Below are 18,505 nucleotides of genomic sequence, written 5' to 3'. Positions count from 1 at the left end.
TCCAGGCGGGAAAGGGCGCCCATAGTCCGAACGTATTTCTCAGAAAATTCGCATACCCGGCTTGAACTTCAGGCGCGGGCGGCCTGGCACTCCCAGGAAAAAGTTTATGTCGAGTTCATCTATCATCACCTTGCAACTTCCGCAGGGGTCGATCGGCCTCCCGTGCTCGGGATTGTTCGGGGTTGATCTAACCAGTACCGCGGTGGCGTCCGCTCCCGCGACCTCCTCGCCATTGGCGAGCGCGTCGGAGACGCAGATGGCCAAGCCACAATGACCGTGTCCCGACCCCCGCAGCCACGGTGGAATTCTGTGCAACATCGCCAGCACCTTCCCGGACAGTTCGGGCGCTTCACCCCGAGCGCTGAGAGCGCTGTAGACCTTTCCGCCGGGAAGGACGAGCGACTCCGCCACGCTTCCCCGCTCTCTATTGGAGAGCGTCGTGGCCCCGTCGGCGGCGGCGCGTGCCGCCGACCTGGCCACTGCGGCTCTGCCCGTCATCGTGAGGCCGTTGGCTGCGGTCCCCCCTGCCGCGGCGGCGGTCCCCGACGCCGCGCCCTCCGCGCCTGCCGCACTGCCGCCGCGCCCAAGAGCGTTCTTGACCGCGCCCGCAGCCCTGCTCATCGCTCCCGCCGCGGACCGACCGGCTGCTGTGGTGGCGAGCTTGCCGAGCAGCAGGCCTGCGCCCTTGCCCAGGCCCCAGCCTGCCGCACCGGAGACGGCGCCGACGGCCATGGTCTTCACGGCGGCGCCGACGCGCCACTCGTCGCGTGGCGTGGAGACCAGGTAGCCGGCGAGGTTGCCGACGGCTCCGCCCGCGGCGGCGCAGCCGACGCTGCCGACGCCGCCGGTCGCGGCCTCGCAGCCGACCGTGACGACGACCGAGACGGTCACGGTGACGATGGTCTTCTTGTGCTTGTTCCAGAAGTTGCCGGCCTTGCACTTCCATCCGCAGTTCGACGAGCGGGGCTTGGCGATGGGGGTGTTCGGAGCAGGGTCGGCCGCGCCGGCGCTGATCGCGCTGCTGCCGCCGCCGCTCCTGCCCCCACCGCCGTGGTGACCGCCTCCTCCGCCGCCGCTGCAGGACCAGCCACAGGACGGGGTGTCGAACATCGTGCCGGTGGCGTCGGAGCCGTTGACCGGGTTGTTGTCGGCGTAGGCGTAGCCGTTCCAGCTCTGCGGGTCTCCGGCGTCGAAGACGGGGTCCACCGAGATGAAGCGGCCCGTTTCCGCGTCGTACTCGCGGGCCCCCAGGTGGGTCAGGGCCGTGGCCTCGTCGATGACGCCGCCGACGAAGCCGCGCTGGCCCGGCCAGGACGACGGGGCCAGGCCGCGTTGCTGCCCGAAGGGGGTGAAGCGGCGGCGGGTGACCGGCTGGGCGTCGGTGTCGGCGACCGAGACGTCGGCGGTGCCGTGCGGGTCGTCGCCGAGCCAGGTCAGGCCGCTGCCGGTGCGGGCGGCGATGGTGCCGCCGGCGAAGTCGTAGTAGCGGGTGGCGGTCTTGGCGCTGGTCTTGAGGTCGAGCCGGAGCTCCATGCCGGCGACGTACAGGGTGGCGGAGTCGGGGTCGCGGCGGATGAGGCGGTCGCCGGAGGCGTCGTAGACGAAGGTGCTGACGCCGGCCGGGTCGGTGGACTTCGCGAGGTGGCCTTCGACGTCCCATTCCAGGAGGCGGCCGGAGCCGCGTTCGGTGGTGTTGCCGGCCTGGTCGTAGGCGTAGGTGTCGATGGCGCCGTCCCGCGTGCCGCCGGAGTAGGAGACGGAGGTCAGGGTGTGGGGCTGGGGCTTGCCGGGGCCGGCGTAGGTGTAGGTCTTGGTGATGTCGCCCGACGCCTGGTGGTCGGTCTCCTTGGTGCGGTTGCCGACCTTGTCGTAGGTGAAGGACTGCCAGTACGGGGCCGGTCCGCCGACGAGGCTCTGCGCGGGAGCCGCAGCGCAGTCGCCGCTCGTGGGGGTCCAGGCCTCGGTGAGGCGTTGTAAGTGGTCCTGCTGGAAGCACTGGACGTCCGGGGCCTGGCCGGACGGCGTGTCGGCGGTCCTGGTGATGTTGCCCGAGACGTCATAGGTGTAGTTGACGTCGGAGACCGAGATGGGGGCCGTCTCGCGTTCGAAGAGGGAGCGGGTGAGGCGGCCGGTGCCCTCCTCGTAGAAGTTGGTCTGCTTGACCCGCTTCAGGCCGGTGCTCATCGTCAGGTCGAGGATCTGGCCGAGCTTGCCGTAGGTGGTGGAGGTGACGTAGTTCGTCAGGCCCCGCAGGGTGGTGGGGTTGCCGAGCTCGTCGTAGTCGTACAGCAGGGTCTCGCCGAGCAGGCCGCCGGCGGCGGGCAGGACGACGCGGTGGACGGTGCCGTCCGGGTTGTAGTCGGTCGTGGTCTTGTACGTGCCCGCCAGCCCGCCCTCGGCCGCCGGGATGACGATCTGCGCGCCGGTCGGGCGGTAGGCGACGTCGAAGCCGGTGACGGAGGTGGTGTAGGCGTCCATCGCGCCGGTCGTGGCGTTCTTGACGTAGCGGGTGGAGGAGATCGGCTGGCCCTTGGCGGCGGTGCCGTCGGGCAGCGTGTCGAAGGTCCACTCGGCGAGCTTCGTGCCGGACGCGGACGTGCCCGCGTACTCGGCGGTCTTGCGCCCGAGCGCGTCGTAGGTGAAGAACAGGCTCTGGCCGCGCGCGTCGGTGATCGTGGTGAGCTGGTCGTTGCGGTCGTCGTAGGTCAGCTTGGCGACGCCCTTGTCGGGGTCGTCGAGTTTGATCAGCCGGCCGCGCAGGTCGTAGTGGTACCTCCACGAGGTGCCCGCCGCGTCGGTGATCGTGGCGGGCTGTCCGGCGCGCGTGTAGGTGTAGGTCGTGGCGTCGTAGTCGCCGCTCGGGCCGTCGCCCTTGTACTGGCGCACCTCCGTGGTCCGGCCCTCGGCGTCGACGAACGTGGTGGTGGGGGTGGAGCCGGCGGGCGGGTCGACGCTGACGCGGTCGCCGCCGTACGTCGTGGTGGTGCGCCACTGCTCGGTGCCGCGCTTGCGGAAGATGTCGGCGACCGGCCGTTCCATGCCGTCGTAGACGGTGAGGTTCTGGCCGGGCACGTCGTCGTCGCTGCCCGGCACCCACAGCGTGCTGCCGGGGTCGCCCTCGGCGTAGTAGTCCTGGTTCGTCTTGTACGCCAGGCCGCGGGTGTCGTAGAAGGTGTCGTTGACGATGCGGCCGCCGCCCGGCGCGGGCTCCTGCTTCTGCCGCGAGCGCAGCAGGCCGTCGTAGAGGGCGTAGCCGGTGGTGTAGGTGGCGCCGTCGTTGCGCAGCGTCGAGGTGGTGACGGTGGTCGGGCCGTCGGCGCGGATCTGGTAGCCGAACTTCATGCTCGGTGTGGAGGCGTAGCTGCCCTTGGCGTGGCCGGGCAGCCAGACGCCGGTCAGCCGGCCGAGCGGGTCGTAGGCCAGGTCGGCGCGCCTGCCGTTGACGTCGGTGGTCGCGGTGGCCAGGCCCCACGCGGGCTCGATCTCGGTCTTGGTGACGTGGCCGAGGGCGTTGGTCTCCTGCTTGGCGGTCAGCGGGCCGGTGGCCGGGGTGTAGGCCGTCTTCGTGGTGGTGCCGTTGGGGTCGGTGACCACCAGCGGGCGGCCGTAGGCGTCGAAGGTGGTCGCGCCGGCCAGCACGTACTGCGGGCCGCCGTCCCACGAGCCGAGCCTCTCGGTCCTAGTGACGTCGCCCTTGGACGGGGCCGCGCCGAACGCCTTGCCGTCGTAGTACTTGCGCACGTCGGACAGCACGTCGGCAGGCCGCTCCGGGGTGGCCGAGCACGCCTTGGTGACGGTCTCGACGCGGGTGGCGTAGGACAGCATCCAGCGGGAGGCGTCGCGCGCGTACGTGGTGCGCGTGCACTGGTCGTCCTCGGCTGTGGCGTCGTCGCCCAGGTCGCTGACCTGCGTGGCCAGCCCGTCGGTGTTGTACGAGGTCTCGGCCGTCGTGCGCCGCCAGCCGCCCGAGGCCAGCGCGGTACGCGTGCGCTCGGAGCCGGGACGCACCATGTGCGCCGTCGTCGTCGCCCACGAGCGCACCCGCTTGGCGGTCTGCTTGCTCCAGTAGCCGGTGATCGTGCCGGACGTCGCCGGGCCCGACGGGCCGTCGTACTGGATCTCCTCGCGGACCTGGCCCTGCAGGGCGTCGGCGTCGGTGACGGCCGTGCCCTCGGAGTCGGTGACCTTGACGTCGCGGGTGCCGCCGCCGGACAGCTCGTCGCCGTCCATGCCGCGGAAGTAGGTGAACTCCGCCTTGGACCGCTGCTCGCCAGGCGCGCCGCGGATCACCCGGACCTTGCCGTAGCCGCGCCACTGCGACCAGGTCTTGTACTTCTCCTTGGTCAGCCCGTCGTCGTCATCGTGGTGCCAGGCGCCGCCGCCCAGGTACTCGTAGGTCTCCAGCGCGTCCGGCGCGCCGCCGGTGCGGTCGATCTGCTGCACCTGCGTGACGACGTACTTGTGGAACCAGTCGAGCTTGGGCGAGGTCGCGCCCTCCGGTGACCAGAACTGCGGGTAGCAGCGGCGGGTGTTGGAGTCGGGGTCGGGGGTGTTGCCGGCGGTGCAGTCCTCGTCGGAGTAGGTGATCGACAGGGCGCCACCGGTCTCGTTGTCGATCGCCGAGACGCGCCACTTGGTCAGCGGCGGCCGCCCCTCCAGGGCGTCCACCCGGTTGGGGCGCTGCACGCCGGCGAACCTGACCGGCGGCAGCGACGCGCTCCCGCCGACCTTGCCGGTGTGCGTGATGCCGGCCAGCCACAGCGCGGGCGCCGTGCCGTCGCCGGGCGCGCGCAACTGCTGGTCGAGGGTCCAGGTGTCGACGTCCTTGTACGCGCTGCCCGACAACACCTGCGTGGTCACGGACGCCAGCCGCTTGCGCGTCCAGAACGTCGGCGCGTACCGGTCCAGGCACTTGTCGCCGGAGTCGCAGTTCTGGTCGTAGGGGACGTCCGGCCAGTACCTGGCGTTGTCCTTGCCGAACTTGTCGGCCGCGCAGTCGAACGACGACGTGGGGATGCAGCGTTCCTTGACGTCGAACACCACCCGCGCCGGGGCGGAGGAGGAGAAGATCGCGTCCGAGCGCTGGCCGTAGTCGATGCGCTTGAGGTAGCCGCCGCGGTCGTAGGAGGTGGGGGTGCCGTTGGGGACGCCGTCGGTCAGGGTGGTGACGTCGCGGCGGTAGTAGTTGGTCTCCTTGCCGTACCAGAAGGTGCTGACCGTGCCGTGCGGGTCCACGACGTAGTCCAGGTTCCACCGCCAGGCCTGCCGGCACCAGGAGTCGGAGAAGGAGCCGGCGTGGCAGGGCTCGTTGTCGTCGTCGCCGAACACCGGGACGGTCCACGTCGAGTCCGTCTCGGCCTTGTCGTCGGCCCAGCCGGGCAGGTGGTTGCGGCCGAAGTAGTACTGGGTGCCGTCGGGGGTGGTGACGCGCCAGTACTCGCCGTCGTTGTCGCCGTTGGCGGCGCCGGTGAGCTTCTCGATCTTGGAGCCGTCGTCGTCCTTCGGCTGCCAGGTGTTGGTGGCGTCGTCCAGGATCAGCTCGGTGGCCTCGCCGTTGAGCGACAGGATGGCGTTGTGGTTGCCCCAGCACTGGTCGTTGCGCTTGGGGGTGACGCCGTCGTCGGTGCACGACTTGTAGCGGCGTTCGACGAAGCCGGGCCAGTAGTCGAAGCCCTCGCCGATCCACGACGCCTGGTTGTTGGTGGCGACCGTGCGGCCGTCGATGCTGCCCGAGTTGTAGGCGAAGGAGATGTTCGGCACCGGGCCGCCGGGCGCCGGCGGCAGGCGCAGGGGGTAGGACCAGGCGAACGCGCCGCTCTGGTTGCTGACGCCCCAGGTCGCCGACGGCGACAGGGAGGTCGCCTCGTACGTGCCCGCCGGGCCGGACGGTGCCGCCTCGGCCGCCAGCGTGGTCGCGCCCGCGGCCAGCTCGACGTCGGCCGACAGGCGGCCCGCCTTGACGTCGTTGCGGGTGGGCAGCGGGGTGCGGGTCTGGCACTCGGGGCGGTCGGGGGTGGTGGCGGCGCAGGCGGGCAGCTTGACCAGGCGCAGGCGGGAGGCCCAGTCGCCGCCGTAGGCGTAGCGGAAGCCGGAGTAGTCGACCTCGACCGCGGTCCGGGTGGGGGCCTGCGGGGTGAGCTGGAGGGCGAGCCCGGCCACCCGCGACCGCGCGGCGGTGGCCGCGTCCAGGGTGCGCACCTGGACGGAGGGCGGCGCGGCCGGTTTCGCGCGGGCGGCGAGCCCGAGCCCGAGCCAGACCGGCAGGTTCCCGGCACGGACCTTGCCCGCCCCCGGCGCCGCGGCCGCCGCCGAGGGGGTGGACGGCGTGGAGGGGGTGGACGGCGCCGAGGGGGTGGACGGCGCCGTGTCCAGGCGCACCGCCGCCGTGCCCGGCTGCGGCCAGGTCACCGGCGGGGCGTCCTTCAGGTCGTAGCGCGCGCCCGGGTCCGCCAGCGGCGCACGCGCCTTGACGTCGTGCCCGGGAACGGGTCGTTCGTCCTGGACCTTGGCCCAGGCGGGGTCGTCGGTCGCCTGGGCGACGTCGAGCGGGCCGAGCAGCGTGGCGGGCACCACGACGGCCAGGGCCGCGGCGATCTTGATCAGGCCTGGCCTGGAACCGGGCACGGCTCTCCTCCGAGGGTTCGTCAGCATGCGGATCAGCTGTCGATCGGCAGGTTCATGGCGATGTTGATCACCTGGCGGTCGGTCAGCGTGCCGGTATAGGCGCGCACGTCGTCGATGTCGCCGCCGAAGTAGTCCACGGCGGCGCCCTTGTACTTGGCCCGGCCGATCGCCATCGCGCCCGCGGCCCAGGCGGCCGTGACCGGACGCTGGTCGGTGAGCTGGCCGTTGACGTAGAGCCTGATGACCTTCGCGGGCTCGTCGTACACGCCGGCCAGGTGCGTCCAGGTGTTGAGCACCGAGCAGTCGATCGGCTCGGCCGAGGTGGCGTGTGTCATGGTGGCGCCGCTGTCGGCGTCGGCGCTGATCGTCGAGAACGACCAGCGGGGCACCTTCACGCCGTTCTCGGTGACGGTGCGGTAGCCGAGGTAGAAGCCGCTGTGGCGGGAGCCGTCCTGGCTGAGCGCGGTCATCACGTGGTCGGGCAGCACGCACGTCTCGTCGCCCGCCAGGCGGACCCACGCCGCCACCGCGTAGCTGTGGTCGGTGCGGATCGGCGCCGACGGGGTGAGCGCGTGACCGGTGACGCCGTCCAGGTGCAGCGTGCCGCTGCCGTCGAAACCGTCGTCGTCCCAGGTGGCGCCGCCGGTCAGGGTGGCGGGCCAGCGGCTGTCCACCGTGTCGACCGCGGTGGTGCCGGTGCCCTCGTCCAGCTTCCACCAGCCGCGCTGGATGGGCGGCTGCTTGGCCATGGCGGCGATCTCGTTGCCCAGCGCCGGGTCGTTGACGGTGCGCGGGTCGTCCGACAGCTCCCGGTCCCAGACCTTCAGCTCGTCGATGTCGCCGGCGAAGTTCTCGACGAACTGGCCGCGCCACTTCATGCGGCCGAGCTGCAGCGGCCCGGTGGCGTCCCAGGGCGTGTAGGTGTAGGTGGCGGGGGCCGACTGCGCGATGCCGTTGACGTACAGGCGCAGCTGCCGGTGCGGGCCGTCGTACACGCCGACCAGGTGCGTCCAGATGCCGGCCACCGGCTCGGCGTCGCTCACCGCCCGCACGATGGTCTCGTTGTCGGTGTCGGCGTCGTACTTGTTGAAGATCCAGCGCTTGTAGCCGGAGGAGTAGTAGAGCTGGAAGCCCGAGGCGCGGCTGCCGGACTGGCTGACCACGGTCGAGTTCCTGCTCTTGTCGGACAGCAGCACCCACGCCGCGACGGTCAGGCTCCGGTCGGTGTGCACGACCGGGGCGGACGTGCTGCCGTAACCGGTGGTGCCGTCGAGCCGCACCCCGCCGGCCACCCGGGACGGCGTCCAGGTCGCGCCGCCGGCCAGCGTCACCGGGTGCGGGCTCGCGGCGGCGTCGGCGGCGGTGGTGCCGGAGGTCTCGTCCAGGCGCCAGTGGCCCACCGGGCCGGCGCCGGCCCTGACGTAGAAGCCGTGGACGGCCGGGGTCTTGCCGACGTTGCCCGCCCGGTCCACCGGATAGACGTACAGGGCGTTGAGCCAGTCGTGGCGCGGCGCGACCCGCACGGTGACCGAGGTCTGCCCGGCCGGGATCGTCACCTGGGTGGCCGCGGTGGCCAGCGCGGGGTCGTCCAGCGCGAACCGGAAGCCGGTCACGTCCGTCTCGCCGTCGCCGGGGGCCAGCGTGAAGCCGCCCGCCCAGCCCACGCCGCCCTTCCAGTCGTCGGGGGTGTCGGCCGGGTAGTCGGTCGAGCTGACCTTCGGCAAGGTCGCGGGATCGACGGTGTCCACGACGAACTCGCACCACTTGCTCCACGCGCTGGAGTCGGTGCCGTCGTAGGCCTTGACCCGGAAAGAGTAGATCTGCCCGGTGACCAGCTTGGCCAGCTTGAGCGAGTGGTCGGTGGCCGAGGTCGTGTACTTGTAAGCGGTCTTTCCGCCGCCCGGCAGCGATGCGGTGATGTCGTCCCACGCGCCGGTGGCGGTGTTGTACTGGTGCATGACGAACTCGGCCCGCACGCCGTCGTTGGCCTTGTCCGGGTCGTAGATACGGGCCTTGAGCTGCAACGGGCTGACCGCGTCCCCGGCGTTGACGGCCGGCCGCGCGGCCCCGGTCACGCACGGCGTGGCCGGGTAGGTGCCCACCCCCGACGGCGCGGCGGGCGGCGTGTTGTAGTCGATGACCAGCTTCGGCGCGTTGCTGAAACCCTTCCAGCCCCACACGCTGCCCGCGCCGTCGTCGTAGTCCCGCAGGCCGAACGTCGTGTTCGCCCAGCCGCCCTTGGCGGCCCTGACGACCGCGCCGGTCACGTTGAACTCGATGCCCTTGTCCGGGCAGGAGGAGCTGTAGCCGGCGTCGGAGGAGACGCTGTCCTGCCAGTCGATCCAGGACGGCTGGTGGTTCCAGTTCGTGGACTTGGAGATGCCGCCGGTCAGCCAGAGCTGCACCGCCTGCGGGTCGGAGGTGCAGCCCCACGACTTGATCTGGGTGATGCGGAAGGTGGCCTTCAGGATGTGCTTGCCGTTGACGTTGTTGGAGTCCATGCGGAAGAAGCTCCGCTTGACGCCGGGGCCGTAGTCGCCGGCCTCGGGCATGTGGCTGGAGTTCCAGTACTCCTGGTCGGGGTAGGACCTGTCCACGTACGTCCAGGCCAGCTTGGAGCCCGACCACTGCGGGTCGAGATAGACCGGGTACGTCGTGCCGGCGCCGGTCAGCAGCTCCTTGTCCGGCGTGAGCAGCACGCGGCCGCCGCTGACCTCGACCCCCATGACCGCCTCCCGCTGCCGGCCGGCCCTGAGCGCCGTGGCTCCCGTCGGCGAGGAGTCCCACATGCGGGGCGGTGGCGCGTGGAAGATCTCCTCACCCGTCGCGGTCACGGCGCTCAGGCCGCCCTCGGCCGTCCTGCGGACCGACAGGCCCTCCGCGCGCAGCCCGAAGGCGAGCCTGCCCAGCTCGGGGTTGGCGGCGGCGGCCTTGTCCTTGACCACCAGCACCTCGGAGAAGCCGAGCACCGACGCGGTCACCTTCAGGTCCACGCCCGGCAGCACCTCGGCGTAGGTGGCGGTGCCGCCCTCCAGCGTCGGCTTGGGCAGGCTCCTGTCCCAGGTCATCGCGACCGAGCGGCCGGCGGAGCCGAGCGCGGCCAGCGGGGCCGTGCCGCCGCCGGAGAACGTCAGGTCGAGAGGGGTGGCGACGGTCCGCACGCTGCCGTCCGCCGCGAACACCAGGCTCGGGTCGACGTCCGCCCAGCCGGTGCCGCGCCGGACCCGCTCGGGCAGCGAGGAGGTCTCGGAGGTGAAGGTGCCGTCGGGGTTGGCGAACACCTGGCGGGTCTCCGTCCGCAGGGCCAGCGCCTCGACGCGTTGTTTCGTGTCGCGGGCCCGCTCCAGAGCCTGCCGCTCGGTCTGCGGCGGCGGCTCGCCCGCGGCCCGCGCCTGCGGGGCGGCGATCACGGCGACGGCCGGTAAGGACAGGACGACGGCGAGCAGACCGCGGAGGATGCGGCGGCGCATGAGACCTCCAGAGAGGTGATCCAGAACGCCACAATCCTGCGGACAAATCTGACTTCGCCGCGTCAACCCGCCAGTTGGATTTCTCCGGGCCCGTGCCATACCTCCGCGGTAGCGCGGGGTAAACCTGCGCGGTAGACCGGCCCACGTCTACCGCGCGGGTAGGAACCGCCGCCGAGTCGCGGCGGCGGCCACTGTGCGCGGGATCCGGACACCGGTACGAGGACCGGCGGACCTCCGGCCTAGATGGCGCCCCAGACCTCCTCGGCGGTCTCCACGATCAGGCGGAGCTTGGCGAACTGCTGCTCGGCCGTCAGCTCGTTGCCCTCGACCGTCGAGGAGAACCCGCACTGCGGCGACAGGCAGAGCTGGTCGAGGTCGACGAACTTGGCGGCCTCGTCGATGCGCCGCTTGAGCGTGTCCTTGGACTCCAGCTCGCCGCGCTTGGTGGTGACCAGGCCGAGGACGACCATCTTGCCGGGGGGCACGTACCGCAGCGGCTCGAAGCCGCCCGAGCGCTCGTCGTCGTACTCCAGGAAGAACCCGTCCACCTTCAGCTCGCCGAACAGCGCCTCCGCCACGTGGTCGTAGCCGCCGGAGGCGGCCCAGGAGGAGCGGAAGTTGCCGCGGCACATGTGCGTGGTGACCGTCATCCCGGCGGGCTTGCCGGCCAGCGCGGCGTTGATCTGCTTGATGTAGCGCAGGTGCATGTGCTCGGCGTCGTCGCCGCGCGCGGCCAGCTCCGCGCGCTGCGCCGGATCGTTCAGGTACGCCAGGCTCGTGTCGTCGAACTGCAGGTACGTGCACCCGAGCGCGCCGATCCGGCGTACCTGCTCGGCGTAGGCGGCGCTGAGGTCGTGCCAGAACTCCTCGACGTCCGGGTAGACCCGCGGGTCGATGGCGGCCGGCCCGCCCCGGTAGTGGACCATGCTGGGCGAGGGGATGGTCAGCTTCGGCACGGCGGTCGTCACCGTGTCGCGCAGGAACGCGAAGTCGTCGGCGAAGATCGTCTCGCTGAGCCGGATCCGGTCGGTGACGCGCAGCGCGGCCGGGGTGAACTCCAGGTCGCCCGCGGCGTTGTGGAAGCGGACCGTGATCCGCTCGCCGTCGGCCTGCCCGACGCCGCCGAGGCGGTAGATGAAGTCCATGTGCCAGGACGCGCGGCGGAACTCGCCGTCCGTGGCGGCACGCAGGCCGATCTCCTCCTGCCGGCGCACGACCTCCCTGACGGCCGCGTCCTCGGCCGCGCGCAGCTCGTCGCCTTTCAGGCTCTCGCGGGCGCCCAGCAGCTCGGCGGGGCGCAGCAGGCTGCCGACGTGGTCGGCGCGAAAGGGCGGTGCGGTACGCATGCGGATCAGCTCCTATCCGTACATATGTCGTCTTTATCCGTACATCGTGCGCAGCGGGGCCTTGAGCAGCTTCCCCGCCGCGTTCTTGGGCAGCTCGGGGACGAGCTGGACGTACTTCGGGATCTTGAAGCGGGCCAGCCGGCCGTCCAGGTGCTTGAGCAGCTCCTCCGGCTCGGCGGCGGCATCCGGCCGCAGCACCACCAGGGCCTTGCCCACCTCGCCCCACCGCTCGTCGGGCACGCCGATCACCGCGCACTCGGCGACCGCCGGATGGCCGTACAGGACGCTCTCGACCTCGGCGGGGTAGACGTTCTCGCCGCCGGAGATGATGACGTCCTTGATGCGGTCGGAGATGCGCACGTAGCCGTCCTCGTCGGCGGTGCCGACGTCGCCGGAGCGGAACCAGCCGTCGCCGTCGAGCACCTTCGCGCTCTCCTCCGGGCGGCGCCAGTAGCCGGGCATGACGTTGGGGCCCTGGACGTACACCTCGCCGGGCTCGCCGGGGGCCGCGTCGGAGCCGTCCGGCGCGACCAGGCGCACGTCGGAGAAGAAGCACGGCACCCCGGCCGAGCCGGCCTTGTCCACCGAGCGCTCGGCCCCCAGGAACAGCGCGCCCGGCGCGGTCTCGGTCATGCCGTAGCCCTGCAGGAACGTCAGCCCGCGCTCCTGGTAGGCGCGGATCAGCGGCAGCGGCACCGGCGCGCCGCCGCACAGCAGGTGGCGCAGGCTCGACAGGTCGGCGCCCGCCCAGCGCGGCGAGCGCGCCAGGAAGCCGAACATCGACGGCACGCCGAACATCACCGTCACCCGCTCGCGCTCGATCAGCTCGAACGTGCGATCCACGTCGAACGACGGCTCCAGGACGCACCGGCCGCCCTTGAGCACGGTCGGGACCAGCGTCTGCGCCAGGGCGGCGATGTGGAACAGCGGCGCGCTGACCAGCGTCACCTCGTCGTGCGCGAGCGGCACGTCCACCAGCAGGTTGACGGCGTTCCAGGTGAGGTTGCCGTGGGTGAGCATGGCGCCCTTGGGACGGCCGGTGGTGCCCGAGGTGTACATGATCAGGCAGACGTCGTCCAGGCTCACCGGCTCGTCGATCGGGTCCGGGGAGCCGGCGGCGAGCAGGTCCTCGTACGCCTCGGCCGGGACGTGCCGGCCGGGCAGGCCGCCGCCGTCGTGGCCGGTGCCCAGCAGCAGCACGGCCGGGTCGGCGTCCTCCAGGATGAAGCGCAGCTCGGGGGTGGCCAGGCGGGTGTTGAGCGGGACGAACACCGCCCCCAGCAGCCCCGCGGCGAAGAACGTCTCGACCATCGCCGGCTCGTTGGGCCCGAGGTAGGCGATCCGGTCGCCGCGCCGCACCCCGAGCGCCGAGGCCAGCCGGTACGCCCGATCGCGCAGGTCACGATAGGTGTGGTCGCGCCCGCGGGCCGACAGGGCCACCCGGTCGGGCGTCATGCGGGCCCTGCGCGCCGGCCACGAGCCAATCCCCTGGTTCCGCATCGGGCCTCCTCAGCCCCCAAATTAGGCCACTATGTGACTGCTGTCACCTTTCTGCCCAAGATTCGTCGCTGCTCAAGGTTCGTCGCTGCTCAAGGTTCGTCGGGGATGGTGTCGAGGAGCCGTTCGGCCACCGCCGCCGCCTCCGGGCGGAAACGCTCGTGCAGCGTCCGGCAGACCTGCTGGGCCTTCTCCGCCGGCCAGTCGTCCGGCAGGTGGCGCAGCGGCAACCGGGGATCGGTCCTGATGATCTGCAACCAGCCGGTGAGCAGGGTCAGCGAGCGGGCCAGGTCGTCGGGGGCCTCGGGCGCGGGGTCGGCCCGGTCCCAGCGGTGCAGGAACTCCCGGTAACGCCGGCCCAGTCCCTCCAGGTCGTAGGCGTCGCGCACCAGCGCCTGCATGTCGGTGGGGTGGCGGGGCTCGGCGGCGAACACCTTGACGTTCCCGCCGAGGCCGTCGATCACCTCGGTCACGTCCACCTCGCCGGGGGCGATCCACAGGCCGTTGCGCAGCGGGCCGAAACCGGCCCAGGCCAGCCGCGAGCGCAGCTCGTGCCGCTGACGCTGCCACGACTCGGGCAGCGAGAAGCCGATGAGCGTCCAGCGGTCCTCGGCGGCGTCGTTGACCACGCCGGTGTGCCAGATGCGCCGCTCGCCGTCCCTGAGCACCTCGGCGCTGGTGGGGGTGAGGCCGAAGTACATGCGCCGGCCGGCGCGGCGGCGGCGCAGCAGGCCGCGCCCGACCATGCGGGTCAGCGTCGAGCGGGTGGCCTCCTCCGAGACGCCGACCCTGGCGAACGCCTCGATGAAGCTGCGCGAGGAGACGCAGATCCCGCGCCCGTATACGTGATCTCCGAGAAAGGTCAGAATCACCGATTGAGGCCGCACGGCCCCTCCCTCCCCGGATGCCTCCCCGGATGTTCGGCACTCTATTGACAGCCGTAATGTACCTGCCTACATTCAGGGCCTCACCGCAGTCAGGAGGTCCTGAATGCGCAAGTTGCTGGCCCCCCTGATGGGCCTGGTGCTGGCCGTGGCCGTGGCCGCGTGCGGCGGGAACGCCGGCTCCGGCGGCTCCGGATCCGGCTCCGGCGACCAGGGCCCGATCAAGGTGGGGCTGATCGTCTCGCTCACCGGCAACTACACGCCGCTCGGCAGCGAGGACAAGAAGGCCGTCGAGCTGGCGGTCGAGCAGGTCAACGCCCAGGGCGGGCTGCTGGGCCGCAAGGTGGAGCTGGTCACCCGCGACGACAAGACCGCCCCCGACCAGGGCATCGTGGCCTACAACCAGATCAAGGGCGACATCGACGCGCTGATCGGCCCGGTGTTCTCCAACTCGGCGCTGGCGGTCGAGCCGCTCGCGCAGCGCGACAAGATGCCGTACCTGTCGCTGGCCCCCGCCCAGGAGCAGGTCGAGCCGATCAAGTCGTACGTGTTCGTCACGCCCGCCCTGTCCAGCATGTACGCCGAGCGCTACCTGCAGTACATCCAGGCCGAGGGCATCAGGACGATCGCCGTCGCGTGGGACTCCAAGAGCGCGTACTCGGTCTCCGGCCACAAGGCGATGACCGCCCTCGCCGCCAAGTACGGCGTCACGATCGCCGTGGACGAGCCGTACGAGACCACGAACTCCGACTTCAGTGCCCTGTTCCAGCACGTGCGTGACTCCTCCGCGCAGGCGCTGGTGTTCTGGGGCTCCGGCGCGCCCGGCGTGACGGCCGCCAAGCAGTACGTCGCCTCCGGGCTCAAGACGCCGCTGTTCCTGACCGCGTCCCAGGCCAGCAAGCTGTGGCTGGAGCCGATGGGCGCCGCGGCCGAGGGCATGACCGTGCAGAGCGCGATCGGCGTCATCGGCGACGCCCTGCCGGCCGGCAAGCAGAAGCAGGTCATCGAGCAGATGGCGGGGCCGTACCAGCAGAAGCACGGCTACCCGCCGCCGCAGTTCGCCCAGGACGGCTACAGCGCGAGCCTGCTGCTGTTCGAGGCGATCAGGAAGGCGGGCAGCACCGACAAGGCCAAGGTGCAGCAGGCGCTGGAGAGCATGGACCTCGTCACGCCGAACGGCCGCTTCCGCTACTCCGCCACCGACCACTCCGGCCTGTCCCCCGAGTACATCTCGGTCAACACCGTCAAGAACGGCACGTTCGTGCCGACTGAGTGGGCCATGCAGCAGCTCACCAAGACCGTCAGCGCGCTGGGGTAGCGGGTGCTGGCCGTCCACGGGATCACGCGCTCCTTCGGGGGCGTCTACGCCGTCCGCGACGTCACCCTCGACGTCGCGGACGGCGAGGTCTGCGGCGTCATCGGCCCGAACGGCGCCGGCAAGTCCACCCTGTTCAACCTCATCACCGGCCACCTGAGCCCCGACCGGGGCGAGATCTCCTTCCGCGGCCACCGGGTGGACCGGCTCCCCCCGCACCGGCGGGCCCGGCTCGGCATGTCGATCGTCTTCCAGGCCGCCCGCGTCTTCCGCGGCATGACCGTGCGGGAGAACGTCATGGTCGGGATGCACGGCCGCACCTCGGCCGGGTTCGTCTCGGCGGCGCTGCGGCTGCCCCGGCACCGGCGTGACGAGCGCGCCGTCGCCGCCGAGGCCGGCGCCGCGCTGGCCCGGGTGGGCCTGGCCGACTGGGCCGACCGGCCCGCCGACCGGCTGCCGATCGGCCAGCAGCGGGCGCTCCAGCTCGCCCGCGCGCTGTGCGCCCGCCCCCGGCTGCTGCTGCTCGACGAGCCCGCCTCCGGGCTGCGCGGCGCCGAGCGCGAGCACCTGGCGGCGCTGGTGGAGGAGCTGCGCGCCGGCGGGTTGACGATCCTGCTCGTCGAGCACGACGTGGCGTTCGTGACCCGGCTCGCCGACCGGATCGTGGTGCTCGACCTCGGCCAGGTCATCGCCGACGGCCCGCCCGCCGAGGTGCGCGCCGACCCGCTCGTCCTGGCCGCCTACCTCGGGCAGAGCACATGACCTCCCTCAGGGACGGGCGCGTGATCGTCGTCGAGGACCTGGTGGTCGCGTACGGCACCGCCGTCGCCCTCGACCACGTCACCCTCCAGGTCGGCGCGGGCGAGATGGTCGCCCTGCTCGGCCCCAACGGCGCCGGCAAGTCCACCCTCGCCAACGCCCTCGCCGGGCTGGTCGAGCCCGCCTCCGGCACGGTCCGGGTGGGCGGCCGGGCGGCGCTGATCCCCGAGGGCCGCCAGCTCTTCCCGGACCTGTCGGTCGCCGACAACCTGGCGCTGGGCGGCTGGCGCTCCGGCGAGCGCGACCCGTCCGCCGTCTACGACGTGCTGCCCCGGCTGGCGGAGCTGGCCGGCCGGCGGGCGGGCGTGCTGTCGGGCGGCGAGCAGCAGATGGTCGCGTTCGGGCGGGCGCTGATGTCCCGGCCGTCGGTGCTCGTCGTGGACGAGCTGTCGCTCGGCCTGGCCCCCGGCGTGACCGCCGACCTGGCCGCGCACCTGGCCGGGCTGAACCGGTCGCGGGGCCTGACGGTGCTGCTCATCGAGCAGAACGCCCGGCTGGCCTTCGAGCTGTGCCCCCGGGCGTACGTGCTGGAGGCCGGGCGGGTGGTGGCCGAGGGCGAGTCGGCGGAGCTGGCCGGCGACCCGCGGGTGGCGGGCGCCTACCTGGGCGGGTCGGTCGCATGAGCGCGTTCCTGACGTACCTGCTGAACGGGCTGGCGGTCGGCTGCGCGATCGCGCTCATCGCCAGCGGCCTGGTCGTCATCCACCGGGTGACCGGCGTGGTGAACTTCGCGCAGGGGACGTTCGCCGTCGTGGCGGGGTTGTGCACGTCCTCGCTGCTCGGGCTCGGCCTCCCGCACGGGGCGAGCGAGGTCGCGGCGGTGCTGGCGGCGGCGGTCACCGGGCTGCTGACCGGCCTGGCCGCCGTCGGGCGGCCCGGGACCACGCCGCTGTCGTCGCTGATCGTCACGCTCGGGGTCGGCGTGCTGGCGTACGCCGTGGAGATCGTGCTCTGGGGCGACCAGCCGCGCTCGGCGCCCGGCCTGGCCGGGTCGGTCACCGTGGCCGGGGCGCGGATCCAGACCCAGCACCTGCTGGTGATCGCGGTGACCGCGCTGGCGTTCGCGGCGCTCGCGCTGTTCTTCGGCCGGACGTACCTGGGCAAGGCCCTCACCGCGTGCGCCTCCAACCCGTACGCCGCCCGCGTCGTCGGCATCGACGTGCGGCGGATGGGGCTGCTGGCGTTCGCGCTCGGCGGGCTGCTCGGCGGCATCGCCGGGGTGCTGGTGACGCCGCTGCGGCCGATCTCGTTCGACACCGACGTCACGCTCATCGTCAACGGCTTCGCCGCGGCCGTGTTCGGCGCGCTGACCCGGCCGGTGGTCACGCTGGCGGGCGCGCTGCTGCTGGGCGTGGCCGAGACCATGGCCGCCGGCTACGGCTACGGCTCCCACCAGCTGGAGATCGCCCTCGGGCTGATGCTCGTCGTCATGATCGTGCAGGCCGGGCGCCGCTCGGCGCTCTCCCAGGAGTCCGCGTGAGCACGCCGGAACGGCCCGGTCGCCGGGGCGCCGGCGCGCTCACGCTCGCCAGGTGGGCGGGCGCCAGGCGGGCGGCCGGGCTGCTGGTGGCCGCCGTCACCCTCGCCCTCCCGGCCGTGCTGGACGACAGCGCGCTCGCCGTGTACGTCCTGCTCGGCCTGGCCGCCATGGTCACGGTCGGGGTGTCGCTGCTCATGGGGTACGCCGGGCAGGTCTCCCTCGGCCAGGGCGCCTTCTACGGGGTGGGCGCGTACACCGCCGCCCTGCTCGCCCTGGGCGGCCTCCCGCCGCTGCTCGGCCTGCTCGCCGCGCCGGTCGCGGCCGCCGTGGCCGCCCTCGTCGTCGGCCTGCCGCTGCTGCGGCTGCGCGGCCACCACCTGGCCTTCGCGACGCTCGCCACGCAGCTCATCCTGCTCTCCCTGGCCGGGCAACTGGAGATCACCGGCGGCGACATCGGCCTCCAGGCCATCCCGCAGCTCTCGGCGGGGTCGTGGGAGGCGGGCGGCGCCTCGGCGTACGCGTACCTGACCTGGGCAGGGCTGGCGCTGGTCATGCTGGTCACCCGCAACGTCATCACCTCGCGCCCGGGCCGCGCCCTGCGCGCCCTGGCCACCAGCGAGACCGCCGCCGCCTCCTCCGGCATCCCGGTCGGCCGCTACAAGCTGGTCGTCTTCGCCCTGTCGGCCGCCTTCGCCGGGCTGGCCGGCGGCATCTACTGCTTCTACACCGGGTACGTGGCGCCGGGCTCGTTCCCCGTGCTCATCTCCATCCAGTACATCGTCATGGCGGTGGTGGGCGGACTCGGCACGATCTGGGGCGCCGTGGTGGGCGCCGCGGCCATCACCCTGCTCGTCCAGGGCCTGGACCGGCTCGCCAACCTGCCGGGGCTGCCGTCGTACGCGCCCAGCGTGCTGTCGTACGCGGCGTACGCCCTCGTCCTCATCGTCGTGGTGCTCTTCCTCCCGAACGGCCTCCTACCGGCCCTCAGAAGACTCCTCTCCCGCGAACACCCGGCACAGCCCCGCTGACCTGGAACTCCACACTTCTCGTCATACCGCGCGACTACCCAA

At 72.2% G+C, this 18,505-nt stretch carries 10 protein-coding genes; 5 read left to right on the top strand and 5 right to left on the bottom strand.

Translation table 11 applies throughout. The features are described 5' to 3' along the window. Positions 1-39 precede the first annotated feature (39 nt). The 5 genes from AB0H75_RS07300 to AB0H75_RS07280 form a co-directional block, all read right to left on the bottom strand. Positions 40-6,624, bottom strand: a complete 6,585-nt coding sequence (locus AB0H75_RS07300) for an RHS repeat-associated core domain-containing protein (RefSeq protein ID WP_367791831.1) — start codon at positions 6,622-6,624, stop codon at positions 40-42. A gap of 32 nt (positions 6,625-6,656) precedes the next feature. Next, positions 6,657-10,094, bottom strand: coding sequence for a LamG-like jellyroll fold domain-containing protein (locus AB0H75_RS07295; RefSeq protein WP_367791828.1), 3,438 nt, complete (start codon positions 10,092-10,094; stop codon positions 6,657-6,659). Between the two features lie 239 nt (positions 10,095-10,333). Beyond that, entirely contained in the window at positions 10,334-11,440 is a 1,107-nt protein-coding gene (locus AB0H75_RS07290; protein ID WP_367791825.1) for a 5-methyltetrahydropteroyltriglutamate--homocysteine S-methyltransferase, read from the bottom strand. Between the two features lie 33 nt (positions 11,441-11,473). Further along, positions 11,474-12,940, bottom strand: coding sequence for a long-chain fatty acid--CoA ligase (locus AB0H75_RS07285; RefSeq protein ID WP_367791822.1), 1,467 nt, complete (start codon positions 12,938-12,940; stop codon positions 11,474-11,476). Between the two features lie 89 nt (positions 12,941-13,029). Next, positions 13,030-13,809 carry a PaaX family transcriptional regulator C-terminal domain-containing protein gene (locus AB0H75_RS07280; RefSeq protein ID WP_367791819.1) on the bottom strand — a complete coding sequence of 260 codons (780 nt, stop codon included), beginning with the start codon at positions 13,807-13,809 and terminating at the stop codon, positions 13,030-13,032. A 118-nt stretch (positions 13,810-13,927) separates the two neighbouring features. Between AB0H75_RS07280 and AB0H75_RS07275 the strand changes: the two genes are divergently transcribed. From AB0H75_RS07275 to AB0H75_RS07255, 5 genes are read left to right on the top strand one after another with little or no spacing between them, the layout of a single operon-like run. Further along, entirely contained in the window at positions 13,928-15,139 is a 1,212-nt protein-coding gene (locus tag AB0H75_RS07275; RefSeq protein WP_367791816.1) for an ABC transporter substrate-binding protein, read from the top strand. A 3-nt stretch (positions 15,140-15,142) separates the two neighbouring features. After that, a complete protein-coding gene (locus tag AB0H75_RS07270; RefSeq protein WP_367791813.1) occupies positions 15,143-15,898 on the top strand; it encodes an ABC transporter ATP-binding protein in 756 nt (251 codons plus the stop codon). After that, complete coding sequence (locus AB0H75_RS07265; RefSeq protein WP_367791810.1) at positions 15,895-16,578, top strand: ABC transporter ATP-binding protein; 684 nt, start codon at positions 15,895-15,897, stop codon at positions 16,576-16,578. The genes AB0H75_RS07270 and AB0H75_RS07265 overlap by 4 nt, the downstream gene beginning before the upstream one ends. Next, the gene (locus tag AB0H75_RS07260) at positions 16,575-17,435 is read left to right on the top strand and encodes a branched-chain amino acid ABC transporter permease (protein ID WP_367791806.1); all 861 of its coding nucleotides are present in this window, start codon (positions 16,575-16,577) and stop codon (positions 17,433-17,435) included. The genes AB0H75_RS07265 and AB0H75_RS07260 overlap by 4 nt, the downstream gene beginning before the upstream one ends. Continuing rightward, positions 17,432-18,463, top strand: a complete 1,032-nt coding sequence (locus AB0H75_RS07255) for a branched-chain amino acid ABC transporter permease (RefSeq protein WP_367791803.1) — start codon at positions 17,432-17,434, stop codon at positions 18,461-18,463. Before AB0H75_RS07260 ends, AB0H75_RS07255 begins: the two co-directional genes overlap by 4 nt. Positions 18,464-18,505 lie beyond the last annotated feature (42 nt).

Source organism: Nonomuraea sp. NPDC050783 (genome assembly GCF_040802095.1).
In the GTDB taxonomy this organism is placed as follows: domain Bacteria; phylum Actinomycetota; class Actinomycetes; order Streptosporangiales; family Streptosporangiaceae; genus Nonomuraea.
The sequence above is the reverse complement of the archived record's forward strand: the minus strand, read 5'-3'. Positions and strand labels throughout refer to the sequence as shown.

Excerpts from the sequence above, each read along its gene's own strand:
- AB0H75_RS07295 (WP_367791828.1), bottom strand. The coding sequence starts at position 10,094 with ATGCGCCGCCGCATCCTCCGCGGTCTGCTCGCCGTCGTCCTGTCCTTA.
- AB0H75_RS07290 (WP_367791825.1), bottom strand. The coding sequence starts at position 11,440 with ATGCGTACCGCACCGCCCTTTCGCGCCGACCACGTCGGCAGCCTGCTG.
- AB0H75_RS07285 (WP_367791822.1), bottom strand. The coding sequence starts at position 12,940 with ATGCGGAACCAGGGGATTGGCTCGTGGCCGGCGCGCAGGGCCCGCATG.
- AB0H75_RS07275 (WP_367791816.1), top strand. The coding sequence starts at position 13,928 with ATGCGCAAGTTGCTGGCCCCCCTGATGGGCCTGGTGCTGGCCGTGGCC.
- AB0H75_RS07265 (WP_367791810.1), top strand. The coding sequence starts at position 15,895 with ATGACCTCCCTCAGGGACGGGCGCGTGATCGTCGTCGAGGACCTGGTG.
- AB0H75_RS07260 (WP_367791806.1), top strand. The coding sequence starts at position 16,575 with ATGAGCGCGTTCCTGACGTACCTGCTGAACGGGCTGGCGGTCGGCTGC.